At 46.6% G+C, this 15,953-nt stretch carries 12 protein-coding genes; 8 read left to right on the forward strand and 4 right to left on the reverse strand.

Features of this window, described 5'->3' with window-relative positions; all coding sequences use genetic code 11:
• Positions 1 to 3: 3 nt before the first annotated feature.
• Positions 4 to 3,465, reverse strand: a complete 3,462-nt coding sequence (gene mfd / locus RXX31_RS04720; protein ID WP_317587953.1) for a transcription-repair coupling factor — start codon at positions 3,463 to 3,465, stop codon at positions 4 to 6.
• A 5-nt stretch (positions 3,466 to 3,470) separates the two neighbouring features.
• Entirely contained in the window at positions 3,471 to 4,040 is a 570-nt protein-coding gene (locus RXX31_RS04725) for a PilZ domain-containing protein (protein ID WP_317587954.1), read from the reverse strand.
• Between the two features lie 252 nt (positions 4,041 to 4,292).
• Here RXX31_RS04725 and lolC point away from each other — a divergent pair, with 252 nt between their 5' ends.
• Genes lolC through lolE form a run of 3 tightly spaced genes read left to right on the forward strand, consistent with a single transcriptional unit; the run spans position 4,293 to position 7,448 of the window.
• Positions 4,293 to 5,501 carry a lipoprotein-releasing ABC transporter permease subunit LolC gene (gene lolC, locus RXX31_RS04730; RefSeq protein WP_317587955.1) on the forward strand — a complete coding sequence of 403 codons (1,209 nt, stop codon included), beginning with the start codon at positions 4,293 to 4,295 and terminating at the stop codon, positions 5,499 to 5,501.
• A complete protein-coding gene (lolD, locus tag RXX31_RS04735; protein WP_317587956.1) occupies positions 5,494 to 6,201 on the forward strand; it encodes a lipoprotein-releasing ABC transporter ATP-binding protein LolD in 708 nt (235 codons plus the stop codon). Before lolC ends, lolD begins: the two co-directional genes overlap by 8 nt.
• Positions 6,202 to 6,203: 2 nt before the next feature.
• The gene (gene lolE / locus RXX31_RS04740; protein ID WP_317587957.1) at positions 6,204 to 7,448 is read left to right on the forward strand and encodes a lipoprotein-releasing ABC transporter permease subunit LolE; all 1,245 of its coding nucleotides are present in this window, start codon (positions 6,204 to 6,206) and stop codon (positions 7,446 to 7,448) included.
• 156 nt (positions 7,449 to 7,604) lie between these two features.
• Here lolE and RXX31_RS04745 read toward each other — a convergent pair whose 3' ends face one another.
• The gene (locus tag RXX31_RS04745) at positions 7,605 to 8,114 is read right to left on the reverse strand and encodes a DUF2062 domain-containing protein (protein WP_317587958.1); all 510 of its coding nucleotides are present in this window, start codon (positions 8,112 to 8,114) and stop codon (positions 7,605 to 7,607) included.
• A gap of 8 nt (positions 8,115 to 8,122) precedes the next feature.
• Between RXX31_RS04745 and RXX31_RS04750 the strand changes: the two genes are divergently transcribed.
• The 5 genes from RXX31_RS04750 to kdsB are packed head-to-tail and all read left to right on the forward strand — an operon-like array spanning position 8,123 to position 14,108.
• Positions 8,123 to 10,390 (forward strand): DNA internalization-related competence protein ComEC/Rec2, encoded by a 2,268-nt coding sequence (locus RXX31_RS04750; protein ID WP_317587959.1) that lies wholly within the window; start codon positions 8,123 to 8,125, stop codon positions 10,388 to 10,390.
• A 22-nt stretch (positions 10,391 to 10,412) separates the two neighbouring features.
• Complete coding sequence (gene msbA, locus RXX31_RS04755) at positions 10,413 to 12,161, forward strand: lipid A ABC transporter ATP-binding protein/permease MsbA (protein WP_317587960.1); 1,749 nt, start codon at positions 10,413 to 10,415, stop codon at positions 12,159 to 12,161.
• Between the two features lie 3 nt (positions 12,162 to 12,164).
• Positions 12,165 to 13,172 (forward strand): tetraacyldisaccharide 4'-kinase, encoded by a 1,008-nt coding sequence (lpxK, locus tag RXX31_RS04760; RefSeq protein WP_317587961.1) that lies wholly within the window; start codon positions 12,165 to 12,167, stop codon positions 13,170 to 13,172.
• Positions 13,153 to 13,332, forward strand: coding sequence for a Trm112 family protein (locus RXX31_RS04765; protein ID WP_014231290.1), 180 nt, complete (start codon positions 13,153 to 13,155; stop codon positions 13,330 to 13,332). Before lpxK ends, RXX31_RS04765 begins: the two co-directional genes overlap by 20 nt.
• On the forward strand, positions 13,332 to 14,108 hold the full coding sequence (gene kdsB, locus RXX31_RS04770) for a 3-deoxy-manno-octulosonate cytidylyltransferase (RefSeq protein WP_317587962.1): 777 nt from the start codon (positions 13,332 to 13,334) through the stop codon (positions 14,106 to 14,108). The genes RXX31_RS04765 and kdsB overlap by 1 nt, the downstream gene beginning before the upstream one ends.
• A gap of 274 nt (positions 14,109 to 14,382) precedes the next feature.
• On the opposite strand, the gene RXX31_RS04775 is transcribed toward kdsB, so the two are convergent.
• A complete protein-coding gene (locus tag RXX31_RS04775) occupies positions 14,383 to 15,942 on the reverse strand; it encodes a SpoVR family protein (protein WP_317587963.1) in 1,560 nt (519 codons plus the stop codon).
• Positions 15,943 to 15,953: the final 11 nt, after the last annotated feature.

The following is a 15,953-nucleotide window of genomic DNA, read 5'->3' on the forward strand; positions in this document are numbered from 1 at the left end:
CTATTAGCTCGTTGGTAATAAATTCTGTTTAAAATCATTCAGTAAGTCTTTAACAAACTGAACTCGTTTGCGTCGGTCAGCTAATGGTACGCTAAACTTGAACTTAGTTGGACCTTCCATCGCAAATTTTTGAGGCTGTGATTGCAGGAGTTTAACTAAATACGCTGGATTTATGTCAGCATCAGGGTAAAACTCGACAAATCCGCCTTTATCATGGGCTTCAATCTTTTTCGCTTTCAGACTACCTGCGGCAAATTTCAGTTCTGAGACAGCCAACAGGTTTTTTGTCGCGTCAGGCAAAAGGCCGAAGCGGTCAATCAATTCCACTTTCAATTCTGACAATTCATCAGTATTGGTGACGCTCGCGATGCGCTTATACATGGAAAGACGCGTGTTTACATCAGGGATGTAATCATCCGGCAACAGCGCAGGAATGCGCATTTCCACTTCAGTTTGTTCGCGCAGCAGCTCATCGAGTGAAGGCTCTTTCCCTTCCTTCAAGGCTTCAACCGCTTGTTCGAGCATCTCCATATACAGTGTAAAGCCAACCGATTGAATTTGCCCACTTTGTTCATCACCAAGCAGTTCACCGGCTCCACGAATCTCTAAATCATGGGTGGCCAGTGTAAAGCCGGCACCAAGATCTTCGAGAGAAGCAATCGCATCAAGACGCTTGATGGCATCTTTAGTCATCGCTTTGGGATGCGGGGTCAGTAAGTAAGCATAGGCTTGATGGTGAGAACGACCAACACGGCCCCGTAACTGGTGCAGCTGAGCCAAACCAAGGTTATCTGCGCGATCCATGATAATGGTGTTTGCGGTAGGCACATCGATACCTGTTTCAATAATCGTAGTACACACCAGTACATTAAAGCGCTGGTGGTAGAAGTCGTTCATAATGCGTTCCAGCTCGCGCTCACGCATTTGGCCATGTGCGACGGTAATGCGCGCTTCTGGAATCAGCTTTTGCAGGTCCTCGGCGGTCTTTTCGATGGTTTCAACCTGATTATGCAGGAAGTAAACCTGGCCACCACGCATTATTTCACGCAGTATGGCTTCACGTACCACCGACTCTTCACGCTGGCGCACAAAAGTTTTAATTGCGAGACGACGGGCTGGTGGCGTCGCGATGATGGATAGATCACGCATTCCGCTCATCGCCATATTGAGCGTACGAGGGATTGGTGTTGCGGTGAGCGTCAGAATGTCGACATCGGCACGCATTGCTTTTACTTTCTCTTTTTGGCGCACGCCAAAGCGGTGTTCTTCGTCAACAATCAACAGACCAAGATCTTTGAAACGGATATCGCTCGACAGCAGTTTATGCGTGCCAACCACGATATCGACTTTGCCTTCTGCGACGTCTTGTAAAATCGCTTTTTGCTCTTTGGCCGATTTAAAGCGTGATAGTACTTCTACACGGATTGGTAAGTTAGCAAAACGGTCGCGGAAGTTTTCAAAGTGTTGCTGGGCAAGCAGAGTTGTTGGAACCAGCACCGCGACTTGTTTGCTGTTGTCTGTCGCAACAAACGCTGCTCTCATTGCTACTTCGGTTTTACCAAAGCCCACATCACCACATACCAAGCGGTCCATGGCCTTTGGTTGGCACATATCGGACATCACGGCATTGATCGCCATGGCTTGGTCATCGGTTTCTTCGAATGGGAACGTCGCTTTGAAAGTGGCGTATTGACCTCGATCTAATTCGAACTTAAAGCCAGGTTTGAGTTCACGCTTGGCGTAAACATCAAGTAACTCGGCTGCTACGTCACGCACTTTCTCTGCGGCCTTACGACGAGCCTTAGCCCATGCTTCGCCGCCGAGTTTATGTAAAGGGGCACTTTCTTCTGCGCCACCGGAGTAACGGCCAATAAGGTTCAGCGAGGAAACCGGTACGTACAACTTAGCTTCATTTTGATACTCGAGGGTTACGTATTCTGTCTTCATACCGCCTGCTTCAAGCGTCTGCAGACCGATATAGCGACCGATACCGTGGTCTATGTGCACGACTGGCTGGCCTGGCTTTAGCTCGGCGAGGTGGCGAATAACGGTATCGCTGTTGACGGTCTTTTTGTCTTTGCGACGACGTTGGATGACGCGGTCACCGAGCAGGTCACTTTCACAGATAAGGGCAAAATTCTGCTCATCATGAATAAAACCATGCTCATTCGCACCCAGAATCAAGCTAAAACGATCATTGGAAGCCAGGGCCTGATAGAAGGACTCATGAACGACCGGGCGAACTTTAATGCCTTGAAGAAGTTCTGTCAGCGCTTCTCTTCGGCCTTCTGATTCCACAGAGAAGATGATTTTACCCGTGAACTGCTCACTAAACTGACGCAGGCGAGAGAGCGGTTCTTTATTCTGTTGTTGAACGCCGAGCTCTGCCAATGACTGCACCGCCAGATTCTGCCGACCGCCACGCTGTACGATTTTGTCCAGATGCAGCTGGGCTTGCGGAAGCTGTTTGAAGTGGGTGAAGAGTTCATCTTTCTTCAGCCAGAGATCGTGCGGTGCGAGCAGTGGGCGTAATGGATCAATTTTCTTCTGATCGTAACGGTACTCGACGTCAGTCAGGAAAGTTTCTACGGCGGATTCTATATCTCCATAAGTGATTAGTTGCGAGTCTTCTGGCAAGTAATCAAACAGGGTCTCTGTATGTTCAAAGAACAGAGGCTGCCAATATTCAATCCCTGCCGGCCATGTTCCTTTGGTCACTTGCATGTAAATCGATTCTGGCTCACGACGCGCTTCAAATTGAGTACGCCAGCGGGTACGAAACTCTTCTATCGCTTCTTTGGTGGTCGGGAACTCATGTGCTGGAAGCAACTGAATCTGCTTGATGTCTTCTATCGAGCGCTGGTTCTCCGGATCGAATGTACGGATCGTATCTATCTCATCGTCAAAAAAGTCGATACGGTATGGGTCATCGCACCCCATAGGGAAGAGATCAAGGATAGAACCACGGCTTGCATACTCACCAGGACCGAAAACTTGGTCTACGTGACGATAGCCAGAGTTTTCCAACTGAACACGCAGCTTCTCGAGTGAGAACTGATCACCGGTTTTTACCATCAATGTGTGTTGCAACAAGAAGTCACGCGGAGATTGGCGTTGTAAAGCGGTACTGACAGGCACAATGGTGATGCCGTTGTGTTGACTCGGTAACTGGTACAAACGTGCAATCCGGTCAGAAATGATTTCCTGGTGCGGAGAAAAGTTATCGTATGGCAGGGTTTCCCAGTCAGGGAAAATGCTTACCGGTTGATCGGTGAATTGTTCTATTTCGGCTTGCAGTTTTAAGGCTACTTGAGGATCGGGCACCACAAGCAGTGAATGGCTTGTATGCTGTTTCGCCAGTTCTGCAATCGCAAGTGGCAGTGCTGCGCCAGGTAAATTACCGAGTTGTTTTTTATCGCCACGCTCAGATGGGTTGGTGACGGAAAGTATCGTTGCTTTTGTCATAGGAGTTATTTTTTATCTCGCTCCAGTGAGCGCTGACGTAAAAGTTTTTGTTGTTGATATAAGGCGGCTTTGATCAGTAAATCTTGATCGGAGTCTCTGAGCATTTTGTACTTCAGAGTGATAGCAAAGCCGTGCTCTGACGAAACACACTCTACGACTTCAGCGTAGCAGTATATCGCTGCTGCTGGGTTGTCGAGGAACAGTTTCACGCGTACTAACTGATCGGTGTCTAACGCATTATCTGCATGGTAGCTTAGCTGGCTGGCACCAAATTGCGTCGTCTGATGTCTGACAGATGCGTCATCCTGTTGCGACAGCATAAAGCTTAATAGCAGATTGAGTTTGGTATTTTGCGTGTCGAGTAAGCGGATAACATGCTTTAAGTCTTTATTTTGCAATTCCAGACGAGCGTTGTCTGCCAGCATATCTAACTGACTGAACTCACTGGCAACAATGAAAGGTGCCGGAATTTCGGCAACAAAGGTTTCTTCATCTGGCAAAGCAAAATCAGTACCTAACGCTTCCACGTTGATGGTGAGGTTGTGGTGAACAGTGAAATATTCTTGCTCTGTCATATGGTTGTCCTTTGGCCTTCGAGCGCTCTCTGCGTGATTTACAAAACAGAGAGTAAGGCACTGATTATCGCTAACTGAATGAAGTTATCAAGTTTAGCGGTTTTTCCGCATGAACTTTTCGCTCTAAATGCAGACTTATTGCATGTCGTTGACAAATTTAGCGATTATCTTGTCTTTTTCATTAGAAGAGTAAGGTAAGATAGCCGACAAAGTTTAGTCTTAATATCAAAACAGCCGGTTGGTTTGTCTTATATGTATCATCCTATCTCATTATTTATTGGTTTGAGATATCTCCGGGGTCGCTCTGGAGATAGGTTTAGCCGATTTGTTTCTTATATGTCGACTGCAGGCATCACCATCGGCGTGATGGCGTTGGTGACGGTTTTGTCGGTGATGAACGGCTTTGAAGCGCAACTGAAAGAACGCATTCTTGGCGTGCTGCCCCATGCCGTGATTTCTCAAAATGATGGCAAAACACCACTAACTGAAACGGCACCAGAATTTATCCAAACGATTTCTCAAGTCGCAGAGCCGGAACCTGTCGTTCGTGGCGAAGCGGTCATTCAGAGCTCAGCGCAATTGACCGCAGGTTACTTGATCGGTATTGAACCTAAAAAGCGAGACCCCATCGCGAATCACTTGATTGCAGGTCGGCTGTCTGCGCTGGAGGCAGGTGAATACAATGTCTTTTTGGGTCATAGTCTCGCACGCGATTTGAAAGTTTCTATTGGCGACAAAGTTCGCTTGATGGTGACAAATGCCACGCAGTTTACGCCAATTGGCCGTATTCCCAGCCAACGTAACTTTACTGTGGCTGGTATCTTTAATACCGGATCCGACGTTGACGGTCAGCTTATGATTGTCAATATGACCGATGCAGCCAAGCTGATGCGTTTACCTCAGGATACCGTGTCTGGCTGGCGTGTCTTTTTCTCTGACCCATTTATGGTGACGGATTTCGCGGATAAGACTATGCCAGAGGGATGGCAATGGAGCGACTGGCGCGCACAGCGTGGTGAACTTTTCCAGGCAGTAAAAATGGAAAAGAACATGATGGGCTTAATGCTGGGGCTGATTGTTGGCGTTGCGGCGTTTAATATTATCTCAGCGCTGATCATGGTGGTGATGGAAAAACAATCTGAAGTCGCCATTCTTAAAACTCAGGGAATGACGCAATCTCAAGTGATGACCATCTTTATGGTGCAAGGCGCAAGTAGTGGTGTGATTGGTGCTATCGTTGGTGGCTTGGCTGGCGTGACGTTATCGCTCAACTTAAATGCGATTCTTGAAGCTGCAGGGGTCGCACTGTTTTCTTTTGGCGGCCGTCTGCCAATTTTAATTGATTCATTGCAAATTCTGTTAGTGGTGGTGTTGGCAATTGCTCTGAGCCTGGCCGCAACTGTTTATCCTTCTTACCGAGCATCTTCTGTTAAACCTGCTGAGGCACTTCGCTATGAATAAGCTATTAGAATGTCGTGATATTCGCAAAGTCTACCGAGAAGGTTCACTAGATACGGAAGTGCTCAAAGGGGTCAGCTTTGATATCGAGAAAGGTGAGCTGGTTTCTATTGTTGGTTCATCGGGATCAGGTAAAAGTACTTTGCTACATATTCTCGGTGCGCTGGATGATGCGACGCACGGAGAAGTGGACTTTTTAGGCCAAAACCTCTCGTCACTCGGTTCAAATAAGCAAGCTGCGTTGCGCAATAAGCATCTCGGTTTTGTTTACCAGTTCCATCACCTGCTAGCTGACTTCACGGCGCTGGAGAATGTCGCCATGCCGCTCTTGATTGGTGGCACGAAAGCCCTGGAAGCAAAAGCCGCAGCACAAGCGTTGTTGGATAAAGTGGGGCTAGGTCATCGTATCGATCACCGACCATCAGAACTTTCTGGTGGTGAGCGTCAACGTGTGGCGATTGCGCGTGCATTGGTCAATAAGCCTGACTTAGTGCTGGCCGATGAGCCGACGGGTAACCTGGACCATAACACTGCACTTTCTATCTATGACCTGATGCGTGAGTTAAACCAAGAGTCAAACATTGCTTTTTTGGTAGTGACTCACGACAAAGAGCTAGCCGCTAAGATGGATCGTCAAATGCACATGCAAGATGGTTTGCTGGTGGATAGTTTGACTCCACAAGCGTCTGTGGTGGAGGGCTAGTTTTGTTTTCATCTTTAGCATTGATGATCGGCGGTCGTTTTAGTCGGGCGAAAAAGCGTAACAAAATGGTGTCGTTCATCTCTCTTTCGTCGACAATTGGTATTGCGGTTGGGGTCGCGGTCATCATCATTGGTCTGTCTGCGATGAATGGTTTTGAACGGGAATTACAGTCGCGTGTTCTGTCTGTGATTCCACACGGTGAGTTAGAAGGCGTCGATGGCCCGTTACAGAACTACTCCAAGACGATTAACCAAGCGTTGAAACATGAAAATGTAGTCGCAGCCGCGCCCTATGTCCGTTTCACCGGGTTGACAGAGAAGGGCAGCAAACTCAAAGCCGTCGAAGTACGAGGGGTCGAGCCGTCCTTTGAGCAAGCGGTTTCCAATATGTCCGACTTTATCGATCCGAAAGCGTGGCAGAACTTCTATGCTGGCCAGCAGCAGATTATTTTAGGTCGGGGCGTTGCGACTGAGCTCAATGTGGAAGTTGGTGACTATGTCACGTTAATGATCCCACAGTCGGGGACGGGGAATAAAGTTCAGGCTCCGAAGCGTGTACGTGTACAGGTCATCGGCTTTTTAACTTTGAATGGTCAGATTGATCACTCTCTTGCGTTAGTGCCATTAGCGGATGCCCAGCAATATGCTCGATTGGGTGATGGCGTTACCGGTGTTTCACTGAAAACAAACGATGTCCTTAATGCGCCGGAAATTGTTCGTGAAGTGGGCGGCCTTATCGATGTGTATGTGTATCTGAAAAGCTGGCAACAGCGGTTTGGTTTCCTATATCGTGATATTCAGTTAGTGCGAACTATTATGTATTTGGTGATGGTGCTGGTGATTGGCGTCGCCTGTTTCAATATTGTCTCGACTCTAATGATGGCGGTGAAAGACCGGGCGGCAGAAATTGCCATCCTGAGAACCATGGGAGCCAAAGATAGCCTGATTAAACGAATATTTGTTTGGCAAGGTGTGTTCTCTGGCGTATTGGGGAGTTTGGCTGGCAGTGTCATTGGCGTTTTAGTTGCCTTAAATCTGACGCCCCTCATTACCGGGTTAGAGAATTTGATTGGGCACCACTTCTTGTCGGGCGATATCTATTTTGTTGACTTCCTGCCATCACAACTGCACTGGCCGGATGTCGCTTTGGTATCGATTACGGCGATAGTGCTCAGCTTACTGGCGACTTGGTATCCTGCCTCTCGTGCGGCCAAGTTAAACCCAGCTGCGGTTTTAAGCGCTAAGTAACTTTTTCTGCAATATCAAATACAAAAAAGGACCGAACTCGGTCCTTTTTTGTGTTTGCTTTTCGGGTTGTCGCACCTGACTAACATAGCTTTTCAAGTAGAGCGTTATCTGCGCCTCACCAGCTGTATTAAGTGCTGAACTTTTTACGCAGACGACTTATCTTATCTTGCGTTTATGCCAGCTACGAGCAACTGAATAGCGCCATATTCCACGAATGCCAAAGTAGCCGATGATGGCTGAGACTACCCCGCATATCATGCACCCAAGCAAAAATGGTGGGCCAATGGTATGCATTTGTTGCACGATAAATTCCCACGATAGTTGAAAGTGGAATGGCTGTGGAGGAACATGCATGACCCAAGCGCCAATCTTGTAAGCAAAGTAGAACAAAACCGGCATAGTAATTGGGTTACTAATCCATACCAGAGCAACAGAAAGCGGTAAGTTGACGCCCAATAAAATGGCTAAACCTGCTGCCATGAGCATTTGGCTAGGAAGCGGCACAAACGCCATAAACAGACCAACGGCAAACGCACCAGACGCAGAACGACGGTTAAGGCACCATAAGTTCGGGTTATATAACACATTGCCGAAGACCTTTAATGCTTTTTGACGTTTGATCAACTCGTGATCTGGCATGAAGCGTTTTATCAGCTTTCTAGGCATAGGACTGCATGACTCTCTCAGAAAAAAGTTGGACCTTGGCGTTATTTGTAGCAAGCGTTATTTCGTCTGCATGGTGGCCGACAATGCCAGATTGGCGCTGGTTGCTGCTGGGAATAATTACCACTGGTTCAATAATTAAATTACGTCGTGGCTTAATTAGCATAGGCGTAATTTGGGGCTTAATGGTAGTCATCATCCACGGCAATGTTTTGGAGTATCAGCGACAAGCCCTTTTTAATGTAGGGGAGAATAGTACCATAATTGGCAAAGTTGACAGCTCTTTTAATCAAATAAGTCATGGATATGAAGGGTTCGTGACGCTAAAACAAGTGGGTGATCAACCTCTGTTACCTTTTCTTAAACCTAAAGTCCGTTTTATCACCACTTTTCCTATCCCCGTTAACAGCGAATTTACCACGACGGCGCTGATAAAACCGATTATTGGACTGCGTAACGAAGCAGGTTTTGATGCTGAAAAGCAGGCTATGGGCAACGGGATTTTAGCCAGAGCGATTGTGTCTGGTGATGCTCACTGGATTATTCGAAACAGAAGCTCTGCACGTCAAACGATAGTGAATCAGGTGACGGAGGATATATCTCAACTGAACCACTTTGCATTGATTAGCGCCTTGGTTTTTGCTGATCGCAACCGGCTTTCTGATGAAGATTGGAAAGGGTTGAGAGACAGTGGGCTGTTACATCTTGTCTCTATCTCTGGTCTACACATCGGCATGGCTTTTAGTTTTGGGCTATTGCTTGGAGTAAGTATTCGCTCCGCTTTGCCGCGTTATCAAATGATGCCTTCAATCACGGGGTTAGCGGTTGCTTTGTGTTATGCCTGGCTTGCCGATTTCTCTCTGCCAACCACTCGCGCTGCTACAGTTTGTGTGATTTATGTCGTTTTAAAAACTTCTCTGGTTTACTGGAGCACGTGGCGAGTATTGTTGTTAGCCATTGCTTTTCAGTTGCTTATTCAGCCTTTTGCATCATTTAGTATCAGTTTTTGGCTCTCTTATCTTTCTGTCGGTGTCGTGCTGTTGGTCATTAACTTTGTGCGGCTGGAGAATAGGAACTGGTTGTGGAAATTGAGAACCCTGATCGTTACGCAGATCGCCTTGAGCGTATTTGTTATTCCTATCAGTGGTTATTTCTTTTCAGGTTTCAGCCTCTCGGCAATTGCGTATAACCTTGTTTTTATCCCATGGTTTGGGTTGGTTGTCGTTCCACTGATATTCATCGCGTTATTTGTTTCTTTATTGCTACCCGCATTAGCGAAATTCTTGTGGCAATCAGTGGATCTTTGTTTGTGGCCGTTAAGTGAATCTCTTCAGTTTGCTCTTGGGTCGTGGCAGCCGTTATCTATAGCGCTCACGTGGATGCTAGCTCTTTTCTGTACCTGCTTAGTGCTGCAACGGTTTTTGTTATGGCAGGGCTGGCTCCTGCTCGTTGTAATTTCCATCATGGTTACAGGTTTAAATGGGTGGAAGCGTGAGTATTGGCGAATCGATGTTCTCGATGTCGGTCATGGTCTAGCGGTGATGATTGAAAAAGACGGCAAGGTCCTGCTTTACGATACTGGCAAATCTTGGCTCCGGGGCAGTATTGCTGAGCTGGTAATTACTCCCATACTTCATCGCAGGGGGTTCAAAACCGTTGATACCATGATTATCAGCCATTGGGATAATGACCATGCAGGAGGTCGGAGTGTGATGGAGTCGCAATTCAATCTTACCAATAAATACAGCAGCCAACACTTTGAAGGCTATCAGCCTTGTGTGAGTGGTGACAATTGGAACTGGCAGCAACTCGATATCGAAGTGCTTTGGCCACCAAGAGTTGTCACTCGGGCTTACAACCCTCACTCGTGTGTTTTTAGACTCACAGACCCGAACTCTGATTTTTCTATGCTGTTTACTGGCGATATCGAGTCCATCAGTGAGTGGATACTTCTTCGAAATCCAGAGGAACTGCGTAGCGACGTAATGCTCGTACCACATCATGGCAGTAAAAGCTCTTCCAACCCGCGCTTTATCAATGCCGTCGAACCGACCTTAGCAATAGCGTCACTGGCGAAAAATAACCAGTGGGGAATGCCTGCTGAGACGGTAGTAACATCTTACCGCAATGCAGGTGCTTTATGGCTTGATACCGGGCATTGCGGGCAAATAACAATTCGGGTGAATAAAGATAAGTGGGATTTTGAAAAGAAACGTGGTGATACATTTGAGCCATGGTATAGGCAGATGCTGCGTAAGGGGGTAGAATGCGAGTCTTAATGTAAGAAAATAAAGCACTTCTATGTCGATAAATACTGATGAAACGACTTGGCAGACGTTTAAGCGTCTTTGGCAATACATTCGCCTTTATAAAGCTGGTCTTATCGTTGCTATCATTGCATTAATTATTAATGCTATCTCAGACACGTATATGATCTCCTTACTAAAGCCTTTGCTTGATGAAGGTTTTGGCAGTGCTGAGTCTGATTTCCTGCGTACACTTCCCCTGATAATTTTTGCCATGATGTTCATTCGTGGTACCAGTGGTTTTGTTTCTGATTATTGCTTGAGTTGGGTTTCGGGTAACGTCGTTATGGAAATACGACGCCTGGTATTTAACCACTTTATGCATATGCCAGTGTCTTACTTTGACAAAGAAAAGACGGGGAACCTGCTGTCTCGTATCACTTATGATTCAGAGCAGGTCTCGGCAGCGACCAGCCGTGCATTAGTTAGCATTGTTCGCGAAGGGGCGAGTATCATTGGTCTGTTGACGCTGATGTTTTACAACAGTTGGCAGCTTTCACTGGTTCTTTTTGCGGTTGCACCTGTTGTTGCTTGGGGAATTGGCGTTGTCTCTAAACGCTTTAGAAAGATCTCTAAAAACATGCAAACCATGATGGGTAATGTGACCGCTTCAGCAGAGCAAATGCTGAAGGGCCACAAAGTGGTGTTGAGCTACGGTGGTCAGGATATCGAACGTCAACGATTCGAAAAAGTCAGCAACCAAATGCGTCAGCAAAGCATGAAGCTGGTAACGGCTCAGGCAGCAGCGAACCCTATCATCCAGATGATTGCTTCTGTCGCTATTGTGGCGGTTCTGTATCTGGCAAGCATTGACTCTATTAAAGAGCAACTGACTCCGGGTACGTTTACCGTAGTATTTTCGGCGATGTTTGGTCTCATGCGCCCACTTAAAGCGCTGACTAACGTGACTTCTCAGTTCCAACGAGGAATGGCAGCCAGCCAAACTTTGTTTGCCCTTGTTGATCTTGAGCCAGAGAAGAATGAAGGCCAGCACAAAGTTGATCGTGCAAACGGTGATATCTCTGTAAAAGACGTCACTTTCACCTACGAGGGCGCCGAGAAGCCTGCACTAGAACATGTCAGCTTCGATATTGCCCGGGGCAAGACAGTCGCTCTGGTTGGTCGTTCGGGGTCGGGTAAGAGTACCATCGCGAACTTGTTCAATCGTTTTTACGATGTAGACAGTGGTGCGATTGAGCTGGACGGGCACGATATACGAGAGTACGAACTAAAAAACCTGCGTGAGCAATTCGCTTTGGTTTCGCAGAATGTCCACCTATTTAACGATACCATCGCGAACAATATTGCTTACGCAACCGAAGATAAATTCCAGCGCAGTGATATTGAGAAAGCCGCTGAGCTTGCGCATGCGACAGAGTTTGTCAGCAAAATGGACCACGGCCTCGACACCATGATCGGCGAAAATGGCGCGAGCCTTTCTGGTGGTCAGCGTCAACGTATTGCGATTGCACGCGCGTTATTACGTGATGCACCAGTGCTGATTCTGGATGAAGCAACGTCGGCATTGGATACCGAATCGGAGCGTGCCATTCAGGCAGCATTAGATGAGTTGCAGAAAGATAAGACCGTATTGGTCATTGCGCATCGACTCTCGACTATCGAAAAAGCCGATGAAATTTTGGTTGTCGATGATGGTGCGATTGTCGAGCGTGGCACCCATGCTGATCTGATTGCAAAAGATGGCGCGTATGCTCAATTGCACCGAATCCAGTTTGGCGGTTAAGTTGTGATTGAAAAAATCTGGTTTGAAAACCACCCGTTCAAATATCTCCTGTGGCCGCTTTTGTGGCCACTGAGTTTGTTGTTTGGTGCAATCAGTCAGTCGAAGCGTGAACAATACCTCAAGGGTAACAAGCAAGCGTATCAAGCTCCTGTGCCAGTTGTCGTTGTGGGTAATATCACCGCTGGTGGGAACGGCAAAACGCCAGTTGTGGTATGGCTGGTAGAGCAATTACAGCAGCTTGGTTATAAACCTGGCGTTGTTTCTCGTGGTTATGGTGCCAAAGCGCCCCAATATCCACTTGTTTTAGATTCAGACACCCCTGCGAAACATTGCGGTGATGAGCCTAAACTTATTCATAATCGTACAGGTGCACCTGTTGCAGTTGACCCAGTGCGAGCGAATGCGGTTAAAGCGTTGTTGGATACCGGTGTCGATATCGTGATTACAGATGACGGCCTTCAACACTACGCATTGGCGAGAGATATTGAATTGGTGATTGTCGACGGTAATCGACGCTTTGGTAATGAAAGCCTGATACCTTTAGGGCCATTACGAGAAGGCGTCGAAAGGCTAAATGAAGTCGACTTCGTGATCACGAATGGTGGTCAGGCTCATCAAGGTGAAATCACGATGTCACTAGCGCCTGAGAAGGCGATTAACCTGAAGACCAAACAGCAAGTTGAAGTGTCAGAATTAAAAGAGTTGGTTGCTTTCGCTGGTATTGGGCATCCACCGCGATTTTTTAATACACTGAACACAATGAATGCTGATATCAAAGTAACCAAAGGGTTTGCGGACCATCAAGACTTTGACCAGCAAGAATTACAGGCATTGGCTCAGCAAGGAGCGAATGTGATTATGACCGAGAAAGATGCCGTTAAGTGTCGTGAATACGCACAAGATAATTGGTGGTATCTGCCTGTATCTGCTCAGTTTGAAGCAAACGATGCAGCACGAATTTTAAATAGAATAAAAGAGGTTAAAGCGACTTATGGATCACCGTCTGCTTGAGATTGTAGCTTGCCCTGTGTGTAAAGGTAAGCTGACGTACGATAAAGATAATCAAGAGTTGATCTGCAAAGTGGATCGCCTTGCTTATCCGATTAAAGAGGGCATTCCTGTTCTACTTGAGCCGGAAGCAAGAACCATGAGCATGGATGAGGGTCGTTAATGTCTTTTACTGTTGTCATTCCCTCTCGTTATTCCTCTAGTCGTTTACCGGGTAAACCGTTGGCTGATATTGGTGGTAAACCTATGGTTCAGTGGGTTTACGAACAAGCCATGCAAGCCGGTGCAGAGGATGTCATCGTCGCGACTGATGATGAGCGTGTTTCTGCAGCAGTAGAGAAATTCGGTGGAAAAGTCTGCATGACTTCGCCAAATCATGAATCAGGCACTGAGCGATTGGCGGAAGTGGTTGAGAAAATGGCGATTCCTGCTGATCACATTATTGTTAACGTACAAGGTGACGAGCCATTAATTCCACCTTCTATCATTCGTCAGGTTGCTGATAACTTAGCCGCTTGTGAGGCGCCAATGGCAACGTTGGCCGTCGAAATGGACTCGGAAGATGAAGTCTTCAACCCAAATGCGGTCAAAGTGGTGGCAGACTCACGTGGATACGCCATGTACTTTAGCCGGGCAACCATTCCATGGGATCGTGACAATTTTGCCAAGCAAGATAAAACCATTGCGAACCCGTTGATGCGCCATATTGGTATTTACGCATACCGAGCTGGTTTCATTAATACCTACATCAACTGGACGCCAAGTGCATTAGAGCAAATAGAATGCCTTGAGCAGCTTCGCGTACTTTGGTATGGCGAAAAAATTCATGTTGCAGTCGCCAAGGAAGCGCCAGCAGCAGGGGTAGACACTCCCGAAGATCTGGAAGCGGTACGAGCGATAGTTGCTAACGCAGCTAATATCATTAATCCGGGAAATTAACAGGTTAGGGAGCAGGGTTCGATAAACAAACTCTATTTGCCATGGATGGCAAATCGAAGCCCCATGGATGGGTTCATGCGTGTTTGTGTTCGATGCCTGTTTTCAGGTTCTCTATAATTAAGTATGACCACTTTCTTACTTAGGTTAATGGAATAAGTAGCTATTAGCGTAGTAAAGCTCTAAAAAGTACTTTAGCAAAGAATAAAAAGGCTCCATTTCTGGAGCCTTTTGCTTTAGGGGTATTGCTTAGGGGTTAATGGAATTGGTATCAATATCAGATATTGTTGTCGTATTGGTTACGCTTAGGGCATGTCGCCAGCGTTTCTCTATGACCCGTATCTTTCACTTCTTGAAGAATAACGTCGAAGCCCCAGATGCGGTATACGTGCTTTAATACTTCTTCATAACTGTCATCCAGTGGAATCCGGTTATGTGGAACGTATTGAAGCGTTAATGAACGGTCACCTCGAACGTCAACATTAAATACCTGAATGTTCGGCTCAAGGTTGGATAGGTTATATTGCGCAGCGAGCTTTTCTCTTATGCTCCTATAACCACTCTCATCATGAATCGCCGATATTTCTATGAAGTTTTTATGGTCGTCGTCTTTGATTGCGAACAGCTTAAAGTCGCGTATCAACTTAGGCGACAGGTACTGACTGATAAAACTTTCATCTTTGAAGTTATGCATGGCAAAGTGCAACGCATCCAGCCAATCCGAACCGGCTAAATCCGGGAACCATTCTTTATCTTCATCAGTTGGTTCTTCACAAATACGTTTGATATCACGGAACATGGCAAATCCGAGCGCATAAGGGTTAATACCACTGAAGTAAGGGCTGTTATACGCCGGCTGCGCCACCACGCTGGTGTGGCTGTGTAAGAACTCAAGAATGAATTTTTCCGACACCAAACCTTCATCATACAGATGGTTTAATATGGTGTAGTGCCAGAAGGTTGCCCAACCTTCGTTCATGACCTGCGTTTGTTTTTGCGGGTAGAAGTACTGGCTTATTTTACGCACAATGCGGATAACTTCACGTTGCCATGGCTCAAGTAATGGGGCGTGTTTTTCAAAAAAATAGAGTAAGTTTTCCTGTGGCTCACTAGGGAAGCGTTCAACCATGTCCTCTTCTTTGGTTTTTGCTCTGGGTACCGTGCGCCATAGATCATTGATTTGTGATTGCAGGTAAGCCTCGCGCTCTTCCTGGCGTGCTTTTTCTTCTGTGATTGAGATTTTTTCTGGTCGTTTGTAACGATCAACACCAAAGTTCATCAGTGCATGGCAAGAGTCGAGAAGTTTTTCAACCTCCAGAACACCATAGCGCTCCTCACACTCTGCCAGGTATTTTTTGGCAAACAACAAGTAGTCGATGATAGAACCTGCGTCTGTCCATGTTTGGAACAAATAGTTCCCTTTAAAGAACGAGTTATGGCCATAACAGGCGTGGGCCATAACCAGAGCCTGCATCGTCACCGTGTTCTCTTCCATTAGGTATGCGATACAAGGGTTGGAGTTGATAACTATTTCATAAGCTAAACCCATTTGGCCGTGTTTGTAGTTTTGCTCCGTTTGAATAAACTTCTTACCGAACGACCAATGATTATAATTTATCGGCATACCAATGCTTGAGTAAGCATCCATCATTTGTTCTGACGTGATGACCTCAATTTGGTTTGGGTAAGTGTCGAGGCGATAGTGCTCAGCGACACGTTTTATCTCTTTATGGTATCGCTCCAGAAGCTCAAAGGTCCAATCGGGACCATCGGGTAGCATTTTGCTACTGCGCTTTTTTGGAGCTTCACCGGAGAGGTTCTTCGTTGCGGTACTCATCGCTAGCCTCC

The organism is Vibrio sp. EA2, from assembly GCF_033042495.1.
Taxonomy (GTDB): domain Bacteria; phylum Pseudomonadota; class Gammaproteobacteria; order Enterobacterales; family Vibrionaceae; genus Vibrio.